At 74.0% G+C, this 17,939-nt stretch carries 14 protein-coding genes; 10 read left to right on the top strand and 4 right to left on the bottom strand.

What is annotated here, in order from left to right; genetic code table 11:
- Positions 1 to 149 precede the first annotated feature (149 nt).
- The 4 genes from rsgA (at position 150) to HEP81_RS09185 (ending at position 6,553) form a co-directional block, all read left to right on the top strand.
- Entirely contained in the window at positions 150 to 1,244 is a 1,095-nt protein-coding gene (gene rsgA, locus HEP81_RS09200) for a ribosome small subunit-dependent GTPase A (RefSeq protein WP_037657948.1), read from the top strand.
- Between the two features lie 301 nt (positions 1,245 to 1,545).
- Positions 1,546 to 4,263 carry a SpoIIE family protein phosphatase gene (locus HEP81_RS09195; protein WP_037657947.1) on the top strand — a complete coding sequence of 906 codons (2,718 nt, stop codon included), beginning with the start codon at positions 1,546 to 1,548 and terminating at the stop codon, positions 4,261 to 4,263.
- A 422-nt stretch (positions 4,264 to 4,685) separates the two neighbouring features.
- Positions 4,686 to 6,080, top strand: coding sequence for a bifunctional transcriptional activator/DNA repair enzyme AdaA (locus tag HEP81_RS09190; protein WP_274599481.1), 1,395 nt, complete (start codon positions 4,686 to 4,688; stop codon positions 6,078 to 6,080).
- Positions 6,077 to 6,553 (top strand): methylated-DNA--[protein]-cysteine S-methyltransferase, encoded by a 477-nt coding sequence (locus tag HEP81_RS09185; RefSeq protein WP_037657945.1) that lies wholly within the window; start codon positions 6,077 to 6,079, stop codon positions 6,551 to 6,553. The genes HEP81_RS09190 and HEP81_RS09185 overlap by 4 nt, the downstream gene beginning before the upstream one ends.
- A gap of 37 nt (positions 6,554 to 6,590) precedes the next feature.
- On the opposite strand, the gene HEP81_RS09180 is transcribed toward HEP81_RS09185, so the two are convergent.
- On the bottom strand, positions 6,591 to 7,208 hold the full coding sequence (locus tag HEP81_RS09180) for a TetR/AcrR family transcriptional regulator (protein WP_037657943.1): 618 nt from the start codon (positions 7,206 to 7,208) through the stop codon (positions 6,591 to 6,593).
- Between the two features lie 104 nt (positions 7,209 to 7,312).
- On the opposite strand from HEP81_RS09180, the gene HEP81_RS09175 reads away from it, so the two are divergent.
- Both HEP81_RS09175 and HEP81_RS09170 read left to right on the top strand, forming a co-directional pair.
- A complete protein-coding gene (locus tag HEP81_RS09175) occupies positions 7,313 to 8,338 on the top strand; it encodes an alpha/beta fold hydrolase (protein ID WP_243279349.1) in 1,026 nt (341 codons plus the stop codon).
- Between the two features lie 207 nt (positions 8,339 to 8,545).
- On the top strand, positions 8,546 to 9,769 hold the full coding sequence (locus HEP81_RS09170) for an SGNH/GDSL hydrolase family protein (RefSeq protein WP_037657940.1): 1,224 nt from the start codon (positions 8,546 to 8,548) through the stop codon (positions 9,767 to 9,769).
- Here HEP81_RS09170 and HEP81_RS09165 read toward each other — a convergent pair.
- A complete protein-coding gene (locus HEP81_RS09165) occupies positions 9,747 to 10,736 on the bottom strand; it encodes a helix-turn-helix transcriptional regulator (protein WP_037657938.1) in 990 nt (329 codons plus the stop codon). The two genes, HEP81_RS09170 and HEP81_RS09165, sit on opposite strands and share 23 nt — an antisense overlap.
- Before the next feature lie 434 nt (positions 10,737 to 11,170).
- A complete protein-coding gene (locus tag HEP81_RS41420) occupies positions 11,171 to 11,317 on the bottom strand; it encodes a hypothetical protein (RefSeq protein ID WP_167739856.1) in 147 nt (48 codons plus the stop codon).
- Positions 11,318 to 11,621: 304 nt separating this feature from the next.
- Here HEP81_RS41420 and HEP81_RS09160 point away from each other — a divergent pair, with 304 nt between their 5' ends.
- From HEP81_RS09160 to HEP81_RS09150, 3 genes are all read left to right on the top strand, one after another.
- Positions 11,622 to 12,878 (top strand): protein phosphatase 2C domain-containing protein, encoded by a 1,257-nt coding sequence (locus tag HEP81_RS09160; protein ID WP_106979967.1) that lies wholly within the window; start codon positions 11,622 to 11,624, stop codon positions 12,876 to 12,878.
- Positions 12,879 to 12,954: 76 nt separating this feature from the next.
- Positions 12,955 to 14,697: a pyruvate dehydrogenase gene (locus tag HEP81_RS09155; protein WP_037657935.1), complete on the top strand. Its 1,743-nt coding sequence runs from the start codon at positions 12,955 to 12,957 to the stop codon at positions 14,695 to 14,697.
- A gap of 396 nt (positions 14,698 to 15,093) precedes the next feature.
- Positions 15,094 to 15,642 carry an ATP-binding protein gene (locus tag HEP81_RS09150; RefSeq protein ID WP_078967478.1) on the top strand — a complete coding sequence of 183 codons (549 nt, stop codon included), beginning with the start codon at positions 15,094 to 15,096 and terminating at the stop codon, positions 15,640 to 15,642.
- 87 nt (positions 15,643 to 15,729) lie between these two features.
- On the opposite strand, the gene HEP81_RS09145 is transcribed toward HEP81_RS09150, so the two are convergent.
- A complete protein-coding gene (locus tag HEP81_RS09145) occupies positions 15,730 to 16,776 on the bottom strand; it encodes a DUF2637 domain-containing protein (protein WP_037657933.1) in 1,047 nt (348 codons plus the stop codon).
- Positions 16,777 to 17,217: 441 nt separating this feature from the next.
- On the opposite strand from HEP81_RS09145, the gene HEP81_RS09140 reads away from it, so the two are divergent.
- The gene (locus tag HEP81_RS09140; protein WP_037657931.1) at positions 17,218 to 17,931 is read left to right on the top strand and encodes a GntR family transcriptional regulator; all 714 of its coding nucleotides are present in this window, start codon (positions 17,218 to 17,220) and stop codon (positions 17,929 to 17,931) included.
- Positions 17,932 to 17,939: the final 8 nt, after the last annotated feature.

The raw sequence follows: 17,939 nt of genomic DNA, 5'->3' as shown, positions 1-17,939 counted from the left end.
CGGAAGAGGAGGTGTCGACGATGGCTGTCACTGCGCCGGGCGCTGCCCGCATCCAGGAACTCCCCGAGTCCACCTCCGTGGCCACCGGCTGACCCGAGCGCGTCGCAGACGACCGCTCCCGTCCGGGGCCACCCCTTGAAGGGTCTCCCTTGACTTCCAGCTCCGCTGTGTATTCCGCCCTGACTCCCTACGGCTGGGACGACGACTGGGCCGACGCGTTCGCCCCCTACGCCCGCGAAGGGCTGCTGCCCGGCCGGGTGGTACGGGTCGACCGCGGCCAGTGCGACGTGGTCACCGCCGACGGCGCCGTCCGCGCCGACACCGCGTTCGTCACCCCGCACGACCCCATGCGGGTCGTCTGCACCGGCGACTGGGTCGCCGTCGAGGCGGGCGGCAACCCCCGGTACGTCCGGGCGTATCTGCCGCGCCGCACCGCCTTCGTGCGGTCCACCTCCTCCAAGCGGTCCGACGGCCAGATCCTCGCGGCCAACGTCGACCACGCCGTCGTCGCCGTGTCCCTCGCCGTCGAACTCGACCTCGGCCGTGTCGAACGCTTCCTCGCCCTCGCGTGGGAGTCCGGGGCGCAGCCCGTGGTCGTACTCACCAAGGCCGACCTGGTGACCGATCCGGTCACCCTGGCCCACCTCGTACAGGACGTCGAGAACACCGCGCCCGGCGTACCCGTGGTCGCCGCCAGCGCGCACTGCGGCGACGGCCTCGACATCCTGCGCGCCCTCGTCGGCAACGGCACCTCCGTGCTGCTCGGCCAGTCCGGCGCGGGCAAGTCCACGCTGGCCAACGCGCTGATCGGCGAGGACGTGATGGACGTACGGGCCGCCCGGGACGTCGACGGCAAGGGGCGGCACACCACCACCACCCGCAATCTGCTCGCCCTGCCCGGCGGCGGGGTCCTGATCGACACCCCGGGGCTGCGCGGGGTCGGCCTGTACGACGCCCAGAGCGGGGTCGGACAGGTGTTCGCCGAGATCGAGGAACTGGCCGAGCGGTGCCGCTTCCACGACTGCGCCCACGAGAGCGAACCGGGCTGCGCGGTGCGCGCCGCGGTGGACGGCGGGGAACTGCCCGTCCGCCGCCTGGAGAGCTACCGCAAACTGATCCGCGAGAACCAGTGGATCGTGGCCAAGACCGACGCCCGCCTGCGCGCCGAGATCCGCCGCGACTGGAAGCGCAAGGGCGCCGAGGGCCGCGCCGCGATGCAGGCCAAGCAGGGCCGCTGGACGTGACGGCCGCGGGCCGCGCCACCCGGCCGGACCCGGGTGGCGCAGCCCGTACGCCCGACTCCTGCCGCCCCATTCCCGCTGTCCGACCGGCCCCGGCCGGTGCGGCTCGGCCCGTATCCGGCGGGGCCCCGGCAGGTCGCGCCGTGTCCCCCTCCTCGGTGAATGCTAGAAATGCATCATGAAGAGGCGTTTCGGCCTGTTTTCGGGGTGGGACGCTTCCGCCCCGGCCGGAGCGTCCCCCGCTGCCGCCGACTCCGGTCGGTTCAGGTGGCTGCCGTCCGGTGCCCGGAGCGTCGCCGGACAGATGTTCGTGCTCCAGTTGATCATCCTGCTGCTGTTCGGCGTGGCGGCCGGCACCGTCCTGGTGGTCCAGGCCAGGCAGGCCGGTGTGAACGAGGCGCGGCAACGCACCTTCGCCGCCGCCGCCGGCTTCGCCCACGCCCCCGGCACACTGGCCGCGATGGACTCGCCGGACCCCTCCGCCCTGCTGCAACCCCGTGCCGAGCAGGTGCGCAAGGAGACCGGCATCGACTACCTCGTGGCGTTCAGCCCGGCCGGCATCCGCTGGACCCACCCCAACGCCCACCTCATCGGCAGGCACGTGATCGGCAACTACGCGCAGCCGCTGCACGGACACCCGCGCACCTACACCCTGAACACCCCCATCGGGGTGGCCGTGGAGTCCACCGTGCCCGTCCTCGGCGAGCACGCCAGGGTCGTCGGACTGGTCACCGCCGGCATCACCGTGCACAACATCCACCACCAGGTCATCCGGCAGCTGCCCCTGCTGCTCGCCTCCGGCGGCGGCGCGCTCCTGCTGGCGACGGCCGGCATCGCCCTGGTCAACCGGCGGCTGCGACGGCAGACGCGGGGCCTGGAACCGACCGAGCTGCGCCGGATGTACGACCACCACGACGCCGTGCTGCACGCCGCCCGTGAGGGCGTCCTCATCGTCGCCGCCGACGGCACCCTGCTGCTCAGCAACGACGAGGCCCGGCGGCTGCTCGGCCTTCCCGAGGACGCCGAGGGCCGGCAACTGACCGATCTCGGGCTCGCGCCGTCCCTCGCCTCGCTGCTGTCCAGCACCCGCCCGGTCACGGACGAGGTGTGCGAGGCCGGCGACCGGCTGCTCGCGGTGAGCGTCCGCCCGACCGCGCCGCACGGCTGCCGGCCCTCCAGCATCGTCACCCTGCGCGACACCACCGAGCTGCGGGCCGTCGCCGGGCGCGCCGCCGTCGCCCAGCGGCGGCTGCGGCTGCTGTACGACGCCATGAGCAGCATCGGCACCACCCTCGACGTGGAGCGCACGGCCGAGGAGCTGACCCGGTTCACCGTGCCCCGGTTCGCCGACTACGCCTGTGTGGACCTGCTCGACTCGGTCCTGCGCGGCGGTGAGCCCGAGGGCACGATGATGCGTCGTACGGCTCTCTCGGGCATCGACTCCGACCACCCGCTGTACCCCGTCGGCACCCTCGTGGACTTCGCCTCCCAGACCCCGCAGGCCATCGGCCTGGGCACCGGCACCCCGGTCCTGGAGCCCGATCTGCGCAACGACGGCGGCTGGGAGCAGAACGACCCCGACAACGCGGACCGCATCCTCGCCCACGGCATCCGCTCGATGCTGGTGGTACCGGTGCGCGCCCGGGGCGTCCTGATGGGCGTGGCGAGCTTCTGGCGCACCGCGCAGACCGAGCCGTTCGAGGAGGAGGACCAGGCGGTCGCCGAGGAGCTGGTGGCCCGGGCCGCGGTCGCCATCGACAACGCCCGCCGCTACACCCGCGAGCACACCACCGCCGTCACCCTCCAGCGCAGCCTGCTGCCGCGCGGCGTCCCCGACCAGTCCGCGCTGGAGGTGGCCTACCGCTATCTGCCCGCGCAGGCCGGGGTGGGCGGCGACTGGTTCGACGTCATCCCGCTGCCGGGCGCCCGGGTGGCCCTGGTCGTCGGCGATGTCGTGGGGCACGGTCTGCACGCGGCGGCCACCATGGGCCGGCTGCGCACCGCCGTCACCAACTTCTCCGCCCTCGACCTCAGCCCCGACGAACTCCTCGTCCACCTGGACGAACTGGTCAGCCGCATCGACAGCGACGAGCGGGGCGACGTCCAGGGCGCGGGGGAGTTCGAGGGGCTGCTGCGGGACGGCCGGGTCGCGCGCGACAGCATCGCGAACGTCACCGGCGCCAGCTGTCTGTACGCGCTCTACGACCCGGTCGCCGGGCGCGTCACCATCGCGCGGGCCGGCCACCCCGGCCCCGCGCTCATCCTGCCCGACGGCACCGCCACCTACCCCGATGTGCCGGTCTCCCCGCCGCTGGGCCTCGGCGACGGCATGCCGGTGGAGACGCTGGAACTTGAGCTGCCCGAGGGCTCGTACCTGGTGCTGTACACCGACGGGCTGCTGGAGGACCGGCAGCGGGACATCGGCGAGGGTCTCGACCTGCTGCGCGACACCCTGGCGGACTCGGCGGGACACGGCCCCGAGGCGCTGTGCACGGCCGTCCTGGACGCGGTGCTGCCCGCCCGCCCGATCGACGACGTCGCCCTGCTGGTGGCCCGGACCCGGCTGCTGGGCCCCGAGCATGTCGCCGAGTGGGAGGTGCCGCGCGATCCGGCGGCCGTGGGCCCGGTCCGCGCCGAGTGCGCCGCCACGCTGGAGGCCTGGGGCCTCGGTGACGTCGGCTACACCGCCGAGCTGATCCTCAGCGAGCTGATCACCAACGCGGTCCGCTACGGCTCCCCGCCCATCCGCGTCCGCCTCCTGCACGACCGGGGCCTGATCTGCGAGGTCGCCGACGGCAGCAGCACCGCCCCGCACCCGCGCCGGGCGGCAGCCACCGACGAGGGCGGCCGGGGCCTGTTCCTCGTCGCCCAGCTGGCCTCCCGCTGGGGCACCCGCTACACCGCCCGCGGCAAGGTGATCTGGGCCGAGCTGTCCCCGCAGGAGGCCACCCCGCAGCCGGCCGCCGGCACGGAGGCTGCGGACAGCACGGACGACATCCTCGACCAGTGGGAGAGCATCTAGGGCTGGGCTGGGCTGTGGCGCGCGGCCGAGTGCCATCAGCGCGTCGTCCGGGATGTCGACGGTCAGCCCGATGCCGTGGTCCGAGGCGGGCCGCCGCTAAGGCACAGGGCGAACGCCATGTGATCGTGCTCGGGCATCCGGCCTCCTGCTATCCCCGGTTCGGGTTCACCCGCAGCGCGTGCCCCACCGGACGGTCGGCCTCGTCCACCGAGACGAGGGAGAGTCCGTCGATCCAGGCGGCCGGATCGGCGCGCAGAGCCTCGACTAGGTCGGCCTCGGCGGGGGGCGGCCCCGCGGGCTCACGCTTCCGGTCCCGCGTCCTCCACTCCTGATCGGAACGAACCCGGCCGTCCTGTCGGGCCGACTCCGTGTCCGATTTCCGCCAGCCGGTGCCCGGGCGGCGGGCCACACTGGGACCTGTGATGGACGAGGACAGCAGGTACGAGGCGGTGCGCAGCCGGGACGGACGGTTCGACGGCGCGTTCTTCTTCGCCGTCGAGACGACCGGGATCTACTGCCGGCCCAGCTGCCCCGCGGTGACCCCCAAACGGCGCAATGTGCGCTTCTATCCGTCGGCCGCCGCCGCCCAGCGCTCCGGGTTCCGGGCCTGCCGGCGCTGCCGGCCGGACGCGGTGCCCGGCTCGGCGGAGTGGAATGTGCGCGCGGACGTCGTCGGCCGGGCCATGCGGCTGATCGCCGACGGCGTGGTGGACCGCGAGGGCGTCGCCGGGCTCGCCGCCCGGCTCGGCTACAGCGCCCGGCAGGTGCAGCGGCAGCTCACCACCGAACTGGGCGCGGGACCGGTGGCACTGGCCCGCGCGCAGCGGGCGCACACCGCGCGGGTACTGCTCCAGACCACCGAGCTGGCGGTCACCGAGATCGCGTTCGCGGCCGGGTTCGCCAGCGTGCGGCAGTTCAACGACACGGTCCGCGAGGTGTACGCGGCCACACCGACCGAGGTGCGCACGGCCGCCCCGCGCGGCGCCGCCCGCCGGGCCGCCGACGGCACCGGCATCCCACTGCGGCTCGCCCACCGGGGCCCCTACCAGGTCGCCGCCGTCCTCGACCAGCTCGCGCGGGAGGCCGTGCCGGGGGTCGAGGAGGTCACGGGGCGGCCGGGCGCGCGCGTCTACCGGCGCACCCTGCGGCTGCCGTACGGCACCGGGATCGCCGCCGTCGCCGAGCGCACCCGCGCCCCGCGCACGGGCGGCGGGGTGCGCCCGAGCGGCTGGCTGGACGCGCGGCTGCACCTCACCGACCCCCGGGACCTGACCACCGCCGTGCACCGGCTGCGCCGGCTGTTCGACCTGGACGCCGACCCGTACGCCATCGACGAGCGCCTGAGCTCCGACCCCCGCCTCGCCCCCCTGGTCGCGGCGCGCCCCGGACTGCGTGTCCCCGGCGCCGTCGATCCGCTGGAGGCGGCCGCCCGCGCGCTGCTGGGCCCGGCCGCGTGCGGGCGCCTGGTCACGGCGTACGGCAAGATCCTCGACACCCCGGACGGCACCCTCACCCGTCTCTTCCCGGAACCGGCGGCGCTCGCGCGGCCGGACGGGGTGCCCGCACCGCTCGCCGCGCTCGCCGCCGCGCTCACCGACGGCACCCTCCGACTGGATCCCGGCGCCGACCGGGACGACGCACAGCGGGAGTTGCTCGCGCTGCCGGGGATGGACGCGGCCACCGCCGCACTGATCCGGGTCCGCGCGCTCGGGGACCCCGATGTGGCCCCGCCCGGCGTCCAGGCGTCCGACGCCTGGCGTCCCTGGCGCACGTATGCCTTCCAACACCTCTACACGGCAGGAGAGTTGCCCCGATGACCGCCGGAAGCTTCACCCATCTCGACACGCCCCTCGGCCGGCTGCTGCTCACCGCCGACCAGGACGGCACGCTCACCTCGCTGCACTGCGCACGGGACGTCCCGGCGGGACTGCGGGAGGACCCGGAGCCGTTCGCCGCGGCGCGCGAGCAGCTCGACGCCTACTTCGCCGGTGAACTCCGCGCGTTCCGGCTGCCGTTGCGGGCCCCCGGTACCGAGTTCCGCCGCCGGGTCTGGGCCGCCCTGGACGAGGTGCCCTACGGCAGCACCCTCACCTACGGCGAGTTGGCCGCCCGTATCGGCGCACCCCGCGCCGCCGTCCGCGCGGTCGGCGGTGCCCTCGGCGCCAACCCCCTGCTGATCGTGCGCCCCTGCCACCGCGTCATCGGCGCCGACGGCTCCCTGACCGGCTACGCGGGCGGCCTGGACCGCAAGATCCGACTACTGACCCTGGAGGGCGCGTTGCGGGGGTAGCCGTACGCCGACCGAGCGGGGAGAGCCCCGAGGGGCGTCAGCCGGTCCCAACCGCCGGCCGGAAGACGCGGTCCAGGTGGTAGGTCAGTACCTCCGTGGCGGATTCCGCGGTGCGTTGGCCGACCAGGACGCTGGTGCCGAGGCCGGCGGAGAGGGCCAGGAGGCCGGCCGCGGCCGGGGCGGGGTCCGTGCCGGGGGCCAACTGGCCCGCGTCGGCGGCGCGTCGGAGCAGGGCGGCGACGGTCGCCTCCGCCGCGTCGGGGTCCTTGATGAACGGCTGCGCGGCGAGCGCCTCGTCGGTCACCGAGAGGACGGCGTAAGAGGTGTACAGGTGGTGGAACGTACGGCTCTCCGCGTCCACCGGCAGCGCGGCCGCCAGCAGCGCCTCGATCACCGCCCGCGGCCCCGGATCGGGCCCGGCCGCGGCGACCCGTGCGCTCACCCGCTCCCCGAACCGCGCCGCCAGATGCCGTAGCCCGAAGAGCAGCAGCTTCTCCTTGGACTCGAAGTAGTACTGCACCAGCCGCAGCGACACCCCCGCCTCCGCGGCCACGTCGCGCATCCCCACCGCGTGCAGCCCGAGCCGCCCCGCGGCCCGCACCAGCGCCTCCGCGATCTCGGCCCGCCGCTCCCCGTGATCCACACGTCTGGGCATCGCCCGCTCTCCTCCGCTCCCGCACTCCGGTCGCCTTGATGGTACAGCCGTACCATTATTGTGGTACGTTCGTATCACGAAAATCGACTGCCCCGGAGGTGGCCGTGTCCACGCCCGCACGCGCATCCCGTCCCCCGGCCGACATCGGCCGCTACGTCAGCGACGCCTGGCGCGAGCGCCACTTCGCCGCCTGCGACGCGCTCTACGCGCTGGGCGCGCCCGCGACCCTCGAGGAGGACGTGGAGACATCCTTCGGCACCACGCACGTCTACCGCTACGACCCCCCGGTCGCCCCCGACGGCGGCGCCGACCCCGCCGCCCGGGACCGCACGCCCGTCGTCCTGGTGCACGGCGCCGGCAGCTGCTCGGCGATGTGGTACCCGAACACCGGAGACCTCAGCGCCGAGCGGACCGTCTACGCCGTGGACACCCCCGGCGACCCCGGCCGCAGCGTGCAGCGCGCCGCCCTTCACGAGCCCGAGCACGCCGCCCGGTGGCTGGACGAGACCCTCGCTGGGCTCGGCCTGGACCGGGTGCATCTGGTCGGCAGCTCCTACGGCGGCTGGCTCGCCCTCAACCAGGCGCACCGCGGGCCCGGTCGGCTCGCCTCGGTGACGCTGCTCGACCCGGGCGGCCTGGAGAAGGTCGGACTGCGCTTCTTCGTCTGGATCTTCGTCAGCCTCTTCGCCACCTTCGCGCCCAAGGCATTGCGGCCCCGCCTCGCGTCCTGGCTGGAGCAACCGGTCCTCGTCGTACCCGAGTTGCGCCGGATGGCCCATACCGGGGTGCGCTCCTACCGCATCCGGCGGCCCGCGCCGAAGCCGCTCACCGACGCCGAACTGGCCACCGTCCGCACCCCGTTGTATCTGCTGCTCGGCCGGCGCAGCCTGCTCGTGCACCCCGACCGACAGGTCGAGCGCGTCCCCCGGCTCGTCCCCGGGGCCCGCGCCGAGATCATCGCGGACACCGGTCACGGACCACAGATCGACCACGCGGCGGCGACCGACCGGGCGATGCTGGACTTCATGGCCGACGTCGAACGGGGTTCGCCTGCGGCCGGCCGTGCGGATCGACGGTGGCCATCCGGCCGAGGCGCTGGGAGCGCGGACACGACAGTTTCGCCGCGCTGAATCCGGTCATGCCGCAAGCCAAGCACCCCCGGCCGCCCCCTGCATCGGCTGAACGTCGTAGGCCCCGCGCCCCGCACCCCCGTGTCGGCGCCTCCCGCCCGTCTTCCATTGGGCCGACCGGGTGGAATCGCGGCCGACGTACGGCGATGCGGGTCGCCGCTGTGGCACGGTCGCCTCCGGCGGAACACGGGGAAGGGCGGGCGGGCGATGGGCAAGGTGAAACGGGTCCTCACGGTCCTGCTGCTGGCGCTGGCCCTGCCGGGCACCCGGGCCACCGTCGGTGTCGCCGCCGCACCCGGTGCCGTCCACACCGCACCGCGCTGGAACGGCAGTTGGGAGACCGCGCCGTCCGGGACCAGCGCCGCGAAGCCCGGCGCGGCCATCCGCAATGTCGTCCGGCTCAGCATCGGCGGCACCGCCGTACGGGTCCGGCTCAGCAACCGGCTCGGCACCGCGCCGCTGCGGCTCGGAGCGGTCACCGTGGCACTGCGCCGGGCTCAGGGGCCGGACGCCGCCCCCGGTACCCTGCACGCCGTCACCTTCAAGGGCGGACGCACCACGACGGTTCCGGCGGGCCGGGACATCGTCAGCGACCGGGTGCCGCTGACCGTGCCGGACGCCGCCGACCTCCTCGTGACCGTGTACACACCCGAGGACGACGGCCGCGCCACCTACCACGCGAGCGCCCTCCAGACGAGCTACGTGGCCCCCGAGGGCGCGGGCCATGCCGATGACACGAGCGGGTCGTCGTACAAGACGATCATCAAGTCCTGGTACTACGTGACCGGCGTCGATGTCCTCGGCCGTGCCACCGGCAGCGTCGTGGCCTTCGGCGACTCCCTCACCGACGGCACCGGCTCCACCCCCGACACCGACCGCCGCTGGCCCGACCGGCTCGCCGCCCGGCTGCGCGCACACGGGCTCGGCGTCCTCAACGCCGGGATCAGCGGCAACCGGCTGCTGCGCGACGGCACCGGACCCAGCGCCCTGGCCCGCCTCGACGCCGACGCCCTCGACCGGGCCGGGGCGCGGATCCTCGTCGTCTTCGAGGGCATCAACGACATCAAGGGCCTGCCCCCGGCGAACGACCCCGCCGCCTACGCCGACGCCTACCGCACCCTCGTCTCCCGCGCCCACGCCCGCGGCATCCGGGTCGTCGGCGTCACCCTCACCCCGTTCCGCGGCTACGCCGCCTACACGGACGGCCGCGAGGACGTACGGCAGCGGGTCAACGCCTTCATCCGCACCGGCGGCGCCTTCGACGCGGTCGCCGACGCCGACGCGGTCGTCCGCGACCCGGCCGAGCCGACCCGGATCCGCCCCGCCTACGACCCCGGCGACCATCTGCACTTCACCGACGCCGGGATGGCGGCGGTGGCGGAGACGGTGCGCAAGGCGCTCGGCGGGATCAGTCCGGCCGGCCACGGGTGACCCAGCCGCGCTCATAGGCGTGCCAGCCCAGTTGCAGCCGGGTGGTCACCCCGGCCAGCTCCATCAGCCGCTTCACCCGGCGCTGCACGGTACGCAGGCCCAGATCCAGATGCTTGGCCACGCTCGCGTCGGTCAGCCCGGCCAGCAGCAGCGACAGCACCTCCAGATCGGTGCCGTCCGGGCCGTCCGGCACCTCCTCGGCCGCGCCGTCCGTGTTCAGCCGCAGCGGCAGCGCCTCCCGCCACACCGACTCGAACAGCCCGGCCAGCAGCTCCAGCAGACCGCTGGCGTGCACCACGAGCGCGGCCGGCTCCGCGCTGTGCGAGGTCAACGGCACCATCGCGAGCGAGCGGTCGGCCACCACCAGCTTCGTCGGCACCCGGTCCGCCATCCGCACCCGCTCGCCCCGGCCGAGCGCCTCCGTCAACCCGCCGAGCGCCTGCGGCAGATCGAGCACCGCGCGCTCCACCACCACCCGGTAGCGCACCCCGCGCCCGGCCGCCTGCTCCTCCGCCTCGTTCTCCGGCGCGGTCACCGCCACCGGGGCCCCGGTCACCAGCGCGCACACCTCCTCGGCGGCGCCCAACTGCAACTGGAGGAAGCGCTGCGCGACCGCCGAGGCGCCGGTCACCACCTCCACCAGGTCGTGCACCGCGGGCTCGGCCGCCGCCGCCCGGTACTCCCGCGCGAGCAGCGCCGCGGCCAGTTCCGCCCGTTCCAGCTCGTGCCGCTGCCGGGTGAGCAGCGCGCCCAGCGCCACCGCGGGCGGCGCCGCCACCCAACGGCCGGGCCGCGCCGAGGAACGGGCCGCGAGCCCCTGCCGCTCCAGCCCCTGCAACGCGCGCTCGGTGTCCTGCACCCCCAGCGTCAACCGCCGCGCCAGATCGGCCACATCGGCCGCGCCCACCGCCACCAGCGCCCGGTACGCCGCCTCGTGCCGGTCGTCCAGGCCTATCGCCGTCAGCATCGCCCGCCGTCCCTCCCCTGAGTACGCCCCGAGCGCGTACAAGCCACCTGAATGCGCGGCTTCCCGTGGACCGGCCGTCCGGGAACAGGCCGTCACGGCGGGCCGTGGCTGGCGGGAACCGGCCACGGCGCAAACCCGCCACCGCCATCATCGTCGTATCACAGGTGCGTCTGCCAAGGTGGGGCTCGGTACGGCGGCCATCGGTACGCCGTGATCCGGCCACCCGCCGGGTGGCCGACACAGTCCGGTCCGCGAGGACCGAGCACGCCGTCGGGCGGTCCCCCCGTGGGGGGTGGGACCGTCCGGCGGCCGTTCACCTTTTCGCGGCCGGAATTTCCCGATGCCCCGTTTTCCGCGCGCCCGCGTGGTGACAATCAGGGCATGAGCCAGCAGGGGGGAAGGCCCACCGCCCGTCCCGAGGACGACTGGTGGGGTCAGCTGTACGACGACGCCACCGGGGACACGGGCCCGACGACCGCGCCCGACTCCCTGGACGACCGCTTCACCTCGGCCCGGAACACGGTGCGGGAGAGACCGGGCCAGAGCGACACCCAGGCCCCGCCGCCCGACGATTCGGCCACGACCCCGCCTGATGTCCGGCTGCCGTCTGATGGTTCGGCATCGGAGTCGGATGCCTCGGGGTCGGATGCCTCGGAGTCGGATGTGCCGTCTCGGGCCGGCGCTTCGGGCTCGCGTGATGTTTCGTTCCTGTCCGACGATCCGGCTCCGTCCGATGGTGCTGCCTTGTCCGGTGTCCGGCGACCGTCTGACGTCGGAGCCCCGGTCGACGGTTCGTCCTGGGGGGAAGTCCCGGTCACGGCCTCCGACGCTCCGGAGCCGTCCGGTGGCGCGGCTCCCACCGGCGTCCGGAGACCCTCCGACGCCGTGTCGCCGGCCGATGCCCCGCCGTGGGGCGACGTTCCGGGTTCGCCCGGCGATCCGGCCCCGGCCGGTACGACCGCCCCAACCGACGTACCGGGAAAGTCCGTTGCCCCGGATCCCACCGACCTCCCGGCCTCGCCCTGCGCTCCGAGCCCCCTCGATCTCCCCGCCCCGCCCGACACCCAAGACCCCACCGACCTCCCCACCCTCCATGTCCTCCCCGTCCAGTCGGCCCGGCCCGATCTCCCCGCGCGGCGTTCGGCCTCCGAGCCCCCGTCCGTTCCCGAGCCCGCCTCGGCCCTTGACTTCCTGGGGTCCGGGCCGCCCACCTACGACCCCGAGCCCACCGCCCTGCCCCACGCCGAGCCGGAGGAGCTGGGGGAGCTGGTGGCGGACACCGTCCTGGACGGGGCCCGGTACGGGACCTGGACCCTGCGGTCGGTGTCGCTGCGCGGGGACTCGGCGCGCTACCGGGGCGAGCCGCGCCGGGACGCACTGCTGACCGCGCGCTTCGGCACCGGCGACCACGCGCTGGTGCTCGTCGCGATGGCCACCGGCGCCCGCGCCACCCCCGAGGCGCACCTCGCGGCGGCCGAGGCGTGCCGCTGGATCGGCCGGGCGGTGGGCCGCAGCCACCAGCGGCTCGCCGAGGACATCCGGGCCACCCGGCGCGCCGATCTGAAGGCGGGCCTGCACCGGCTCACCGACCGGAGCCTCGGCCGGCTCCGCGCGAGCGCCCTCGAACGGGGCGCACGGCCGGAGGAGTACACGGCCACCCTGCGCTGTCTGCTGCTGCCCGCCGACCCGCACTGCCGTACCCGCGTCTTCTTCGGCGTCGGCGACGGCGGCCTCTTCCAGCTGCGGGACGGCAGCTGGCGGGACATCGAACCGCGCGCCACGGAACCCGCGCCCCCCGAGCCGCCCGGGACACCCGAGCCCGCCGAGGAGGACGACGACCGCCTCACCCTCGACCTCGGCGTCCCCCAGGGCCCTTACGAACAGCTGCCCGAGCCGCCGCCCCCGCCCGCCCGCGACCCCTTCCGCTTCCAGGTCTCGCTAGCCCGCCCGGGTGATGCGCTGCTGATGTGCACCCCGGGCCTGGCAGAGCCGCTGCGCGGTGAGCCCGCCCTGAGCGCCTATCTGTCCCGGCGCTGGTCCGGCCGCCGCCCGCCCGGCCTCGCCGCGTTCCTCGCCGACGCCCGGGTGCGGGTCAAGGGCTACGCCGACGACCGTACGGCCGCGGCCCTGTGGGAGGCGTAACCGCTCCTCGTATGCCTCCATGGAACCGGGGCACCACGCACCGATCCCGGACCCCGGAAGGGGCAGACGAGAGAACATGGCCAAGCAGAACGTAGCCGAACAGTTCGTCGACATCCTCGTCCGCGCCGGCGTGCGCCGCCTCTACGGCGTCGTCGGCGACAGCCTGAACCCGGTCGTGGACGCCGTCCGCCGCCACTCCCACATCGACTGGGTGCATGTCCGCCATGAGGAGACCGCCGCCTTCGCGGCCGGTGCCGAGGCCCAGATCACCGGGAAGCTGGCCGCCTGCGCCGGCTCCTGCGGCCCCGGCAATCTGCACCTCATCAACGGCCTGTACGACGCCCACCGCTCCATGGCCCCGGTGCTCGCCCTCGCCTCCCACATCCCCTCCAGCGAGATCGGCCTCGGATACTTCCAGGAGACCCACCCCGACCGGCTCTTCCAGGAGTGCAGCCACTACAGCGAACTGATCTCCAGCCCCAAGCAGATGCCCCGGCTGCTCCAGACCGCCATCCAGCACGCGGTCGGCCAGAGCGGCGTCAGCGTGGTCTCGCTGCCCGGCGACATCGCCGCCGAACCCGCCCCGGAGAAGGCCCCGCAGAGCGCCCTGGTCACCTCCCGGCCCACCGTCCGCCCCGGCGACGCCGAGATCGACGCCCTCGTGGAGATGATCGACAAGGCCGGCAAGGTCACGCTGTTCTGCGGCAGCGGCACGGCCGGGGCGCACGCGGAGGTCATGGAGTTCGCCGAGAAGGTCAAGTCCCCGGTGGGACACGCCCTGCGCGGAAAGGAGTTCATCCAGTACGACAACCCGTACGACGTCGGCATGAGTGGACTGCTCGGTTACGGCGCCGCCTACGAGGCCACCCATGAGTGCGATCTGCTGATCATGCTCGGCACCGACTTCCCGTACAACGCCTTCCTGCCCGACGATGTGCAGATCGCCCAGATCGACGTACGGCCCGAGGTGCTCGGCCGGCGCTCCCGGCTCGACCTCGCCGTGTGGGGCGACGTACGCGAGACGCTGCGCTGTCTCATCCCGCGGATCAAGGAGAAGACCAGCCGGCGCTTCCTGGACCGGATGCTGAAGAAGCACGCCGACGCGCTGGAGGGCGTGGTCAAGGCGTACACCAGGAAGGTCGACCGGCACGTCCCGATCCATCCCGAGTACGTGGCCGCCGTACTGGACGAGGTCGCCGCCGACGACGCGGTGTTCACGGTGGACACCGGTATGTGCAACGTCTGGGCGGCGCGCTACATCTCGCCCAACGGCCGCCGCAGGATCATCGGTTCGTTCTCGCACGGCTCGATGGCCAACGCGCTGCCCATGGCGATCGGCGCGCAGTTCACCGACCGGCGCCGGCAGGTGGTGTCGATGTCGGGCGACGGTGGATTCACCATGCTGATGGGCGACTTCCTGACGCTGGTGCAGCACGATCTTCCGGTCAAGGTGGTGCTGTTCAACAACTCCGCGCTCGGCATGATCGAGCTGGAGATGATGGTCTCCGGGCTGCCCGCGTACGGCACCGTCAACGTCAACCCGGACTTCGCCGCCGTGGCCCGCGCCTGCGGGGTGTACGGGGTGCGGGTGGAGAAGCCCAAGCAGCTCGCCGGCGCGCTCAAGGACGCGTTCCGGCACAAGGGGCCGGCCCTGGTGGACATCGTCACCGACCCCAACGCCCTGTCCATCCCGCCGAAGATCAGCGCCGAGATGGTCACCGGGTTCGCGCTGTCCGCCTCCAAGGTCGTGCTGGACGGCGGCGTCGGGCGCATGCTCCAGATGGCCCGCTCCAATCTGCGCAACGTGCCCCGGCCCTGACACCACCCGGACCGGGGAGCGGATTTCGGCCAGTTTCACGGCCCGTGACGACATGCCGACCCGCTGTGCCGGACGCGGCGGTCCGGCCGTCACGGGGCGTCAGCGGCGTCAGAGGGCCGCCCGGAAGGCGGTCGCCGGGCTCCCGCCGCCGTCCCGCGCCCGGGTGCGACGGGCCCCGGGGATGGCCGAACCGCCGGTCATCGGGCCGGGGCCAGGACTGGCCGTTGGTCCACTGGGCAAGCATCCCCCGTGAACGTGTTCGACCAGGAGGGGCAGGGTTCGAGCGGCGTGCGGGCGGGGGCCATGAAGAGGCAGGCACGAGGGGGCGGTCCCGTGACCACCGGGACCCCCTCCGCGGAACCGGGGGACGGTATGGGGGAGACCCCGGGGGACGTTATGGGCGGCGTCCGGGAGACGGTGGGCACGGTGGCGACCGCGGGGGAACCGGGGCGCGCGCGGACCACCGGGGAGCCACCAGAGCGCCTGGTGCGCCTTCCCGTCGACGATTCCGCACGGGACGGGCGGGAGCGGCGCGGCGGGCGCGGCCGGGTCGTGGAGCCGCCGCAGCGGCTGTGGCGCAGGCTCGGGCGGGCGGATCTGCGCTCCGTGCCCGAGGCCCGCCGGGAGCTGCGCGAGCTGCTGCGCGACTGGGGCAAGCCCGGACGCTCGGAGATCGCCGAGCTGCTCACCAGCGAACTGGTCACGAACGCGCTGGTGCACACCGACGACGACGCCGTCCTCACCGCGGAGGTGGTGCCCGGCGGACTCCGGGTGGAGGTACGGGACTTCGTGCCCCGAAGACCCCAGGTGCGCACCCCGGACCCGGACGACGACACGCACGGCCGGGGCATGGTCCTGGTGGAGTCCCTCGCGGACGCCTGGGGCGTACGGCCGCACGGGGTCGGCAAGTCGGTCTGGTTCGAACTGGGCGCCGAGGCGGCGTGAGCGGCGACGGCCGGGGGCCTGGTACGGACATGGGCCGGGGGTGCGACCCGTACGATCACACCCCCGGCCCATGAACTCCGGTCACTCCTAGCCGAACTGCTGCTCCATCTCCTTGAGCTTGCGCTCCAGGGAGTCCAGGCGGGGCAGGGCCATGGTGTCGTCCTCGGCGGTGAGATCGACGGTCACCGGCTCAGACCCTTTGCGGACCGGCTGGAGGGAGGGACGGGAGGGCACCGGCAGCTGTTCCGCGGTCGCTATGGCAGGCTCCGCGGTGGTGGCGCCCGAGGAGCCGCGCTCCACCGCCTGCACCTCGACCTGCCGGCCGCCGACCCGGTTCACGAACCGGCCGTGGCCCCGGCTGATGGCCTTGAGCTGGGCGCGCTCCATCCGCTGCTGCTCGCGCCTGCGCTGGCGCGACTGCTCCTTCTGCCGGTTGTCCTCGCGGACCTCCTCGACCGCCTCGTCCAGGCTGCGCACGCCCTCCAGGAGCATCAGCGACCACGCCCTGTAGGTCTCGCGGGGGGCGCGCAGCCAGCGCACGATGCGGATCTGCGGCAGCGGGCGCGGCACCAGGCCCTGCTCGCGCAGCGCGGCCCGGCGGGTCTGCTTCAGCGCGCGGTCGAACAGGACGGCCGCCGACAGGGACATGCCGGAGAAGAACTGCGGGGCGCCCGCGTGGTCGACACCGCGCGGCGCGTGCACCCAGTTGAACCAGGCCGCGGCCGCGGCGAACATCCAGACGAGGATGCGCGAGCCGAGGGCCGCGTCACCGTGGCTGGCCTCGCGCACCGCGAGGACGGAGCAGAACATGGCCGCGCCGTCGAGGCCGAACGGCACCAGGTACTGCCAGCCGTCGGTCAGCCCCAGGTTCTGCTCGCCGAAGCCGACGAGGCCGTGGAAGGACAGCGCGGCCGCCACCGCCGCACAGCAGAACAGCAGCACGTAGGAGGCGGTGCCGTAGATGGCCTCCTTGCGCCGGCGGCGCTCCTCGCTGCGCTCCCAGGAGTCGTCCGCACTCGCGTTCTCCCCGGAGGAGCGCTTTCCGCGCGCGAGCACCGCTACCGCCGCCACCATGCCCAGGAGCAGTACGGCGCCCGGAAGCAGCCAGTTCAGCGATATGTCGGTCAGTCTCATCAGGGGTCCCTTGCATTGGGATAGGGCGTAACGCCCGCCATATTGACCCACTCCGGGCGGCCCTCAGGGTGTTTCGCGGCAAGAGGCCGCCAAGAGGGTGCGAGGGGATGCCCGGGGACGGCGATCTGCTCGAACTGCCGCATGAGGGGCGGGAGTTGAGTTCGAATAAGACTACCCGTACGGATGGTTCAACGGAAAGTTCCTGCGACGGGTGAGGAAGTTGTGAATCACCTGTCCGTGCGGGGCGGCCCGATTCGAGTTGATCTTAGTGGACCGCGGGGCTCCGATCGCCCCCCGAGCGCCCCCTGATCGCCTCTCGGTCGAGGTCGGTCGACCTCGACCGAGTTTGACGTACCGCTCGGTACGTCTAGGGTGCTTGACGAACAACCGACAACCCGTCGTTAATGACCCCAAGTACCGACAAGCCGCCAGGAGGACCCCGTGAGGCAGGGCGCGCAGGGCTCCGCGGCGGCGTACACGCACAGTGAGGGACTGGTTCCGGGCCCGCGCGGGCCCGAGGGCGAGCGGCCCGTGATACAGCGGGCCTCGGTGCGCGGGCAGATCCTTCAGGCGCTGCGCACGGCACTGGTCGCGGGCGAGCTGAAGCCGGGCGAGGTGTACTCGGCGCCGGTCCTCGGGGACCGCTTCGGGGTCTCGGCGACGCCCGTGCGGGAGGCGATGCAGCAGCTGGCCCTGGAGGGCGCCGTCGAGGTGGTGCCCAACCGCGGGTTCCGGGTCATCGAGCGGGGCGCGCGGGAGCTGGCCGAGCTGACGGAGGTGCGGGAGCTGCTGGAGGTCCCGGTGATGCTGCGGCTGGCTCGTACGGTCCCGGCCGCGCGCTGGGCCGAGCTGCGGCCGCTCGCACAGGACACGGTCCGGGCGGCGGCGTCCGGCTGCCCCGCGACGTACGCCGAGTCCGACCGCGCCTTCCACCGCGCCATGCTGGCCTTCTCCGGCAACGAGGAACTGGTCCGGATCGCCTGCGACCTCCATCGCCGCGCCCAGTGGCCGCTGGTCGGCGGCCCCGTCCGGCACGCCCGCGCGGATCTCGTCGCGGACGCGGCGGAACATGTCTCGCTGCTGGAGGCGCTGGTGGACCGGGATCTCGACGTGGTGCGGGAGCTGGTGGCGGAGCACTTCGCGGGCGCGGCCTGAGCGGAGCC

Origin of the sequence: Streptomyces griseofuscus, from assembly GCF_014673495.1 — a bacterium.
GTDB lineage: Bacteria > Actinomycetota > Actinomycetes > Streptomycetales > Streptomycetaceae > Streptomyces > Streptomyces murinus.
This window is presented reverse-complemented; position numbering and strand designations above follow the sequence as displayed.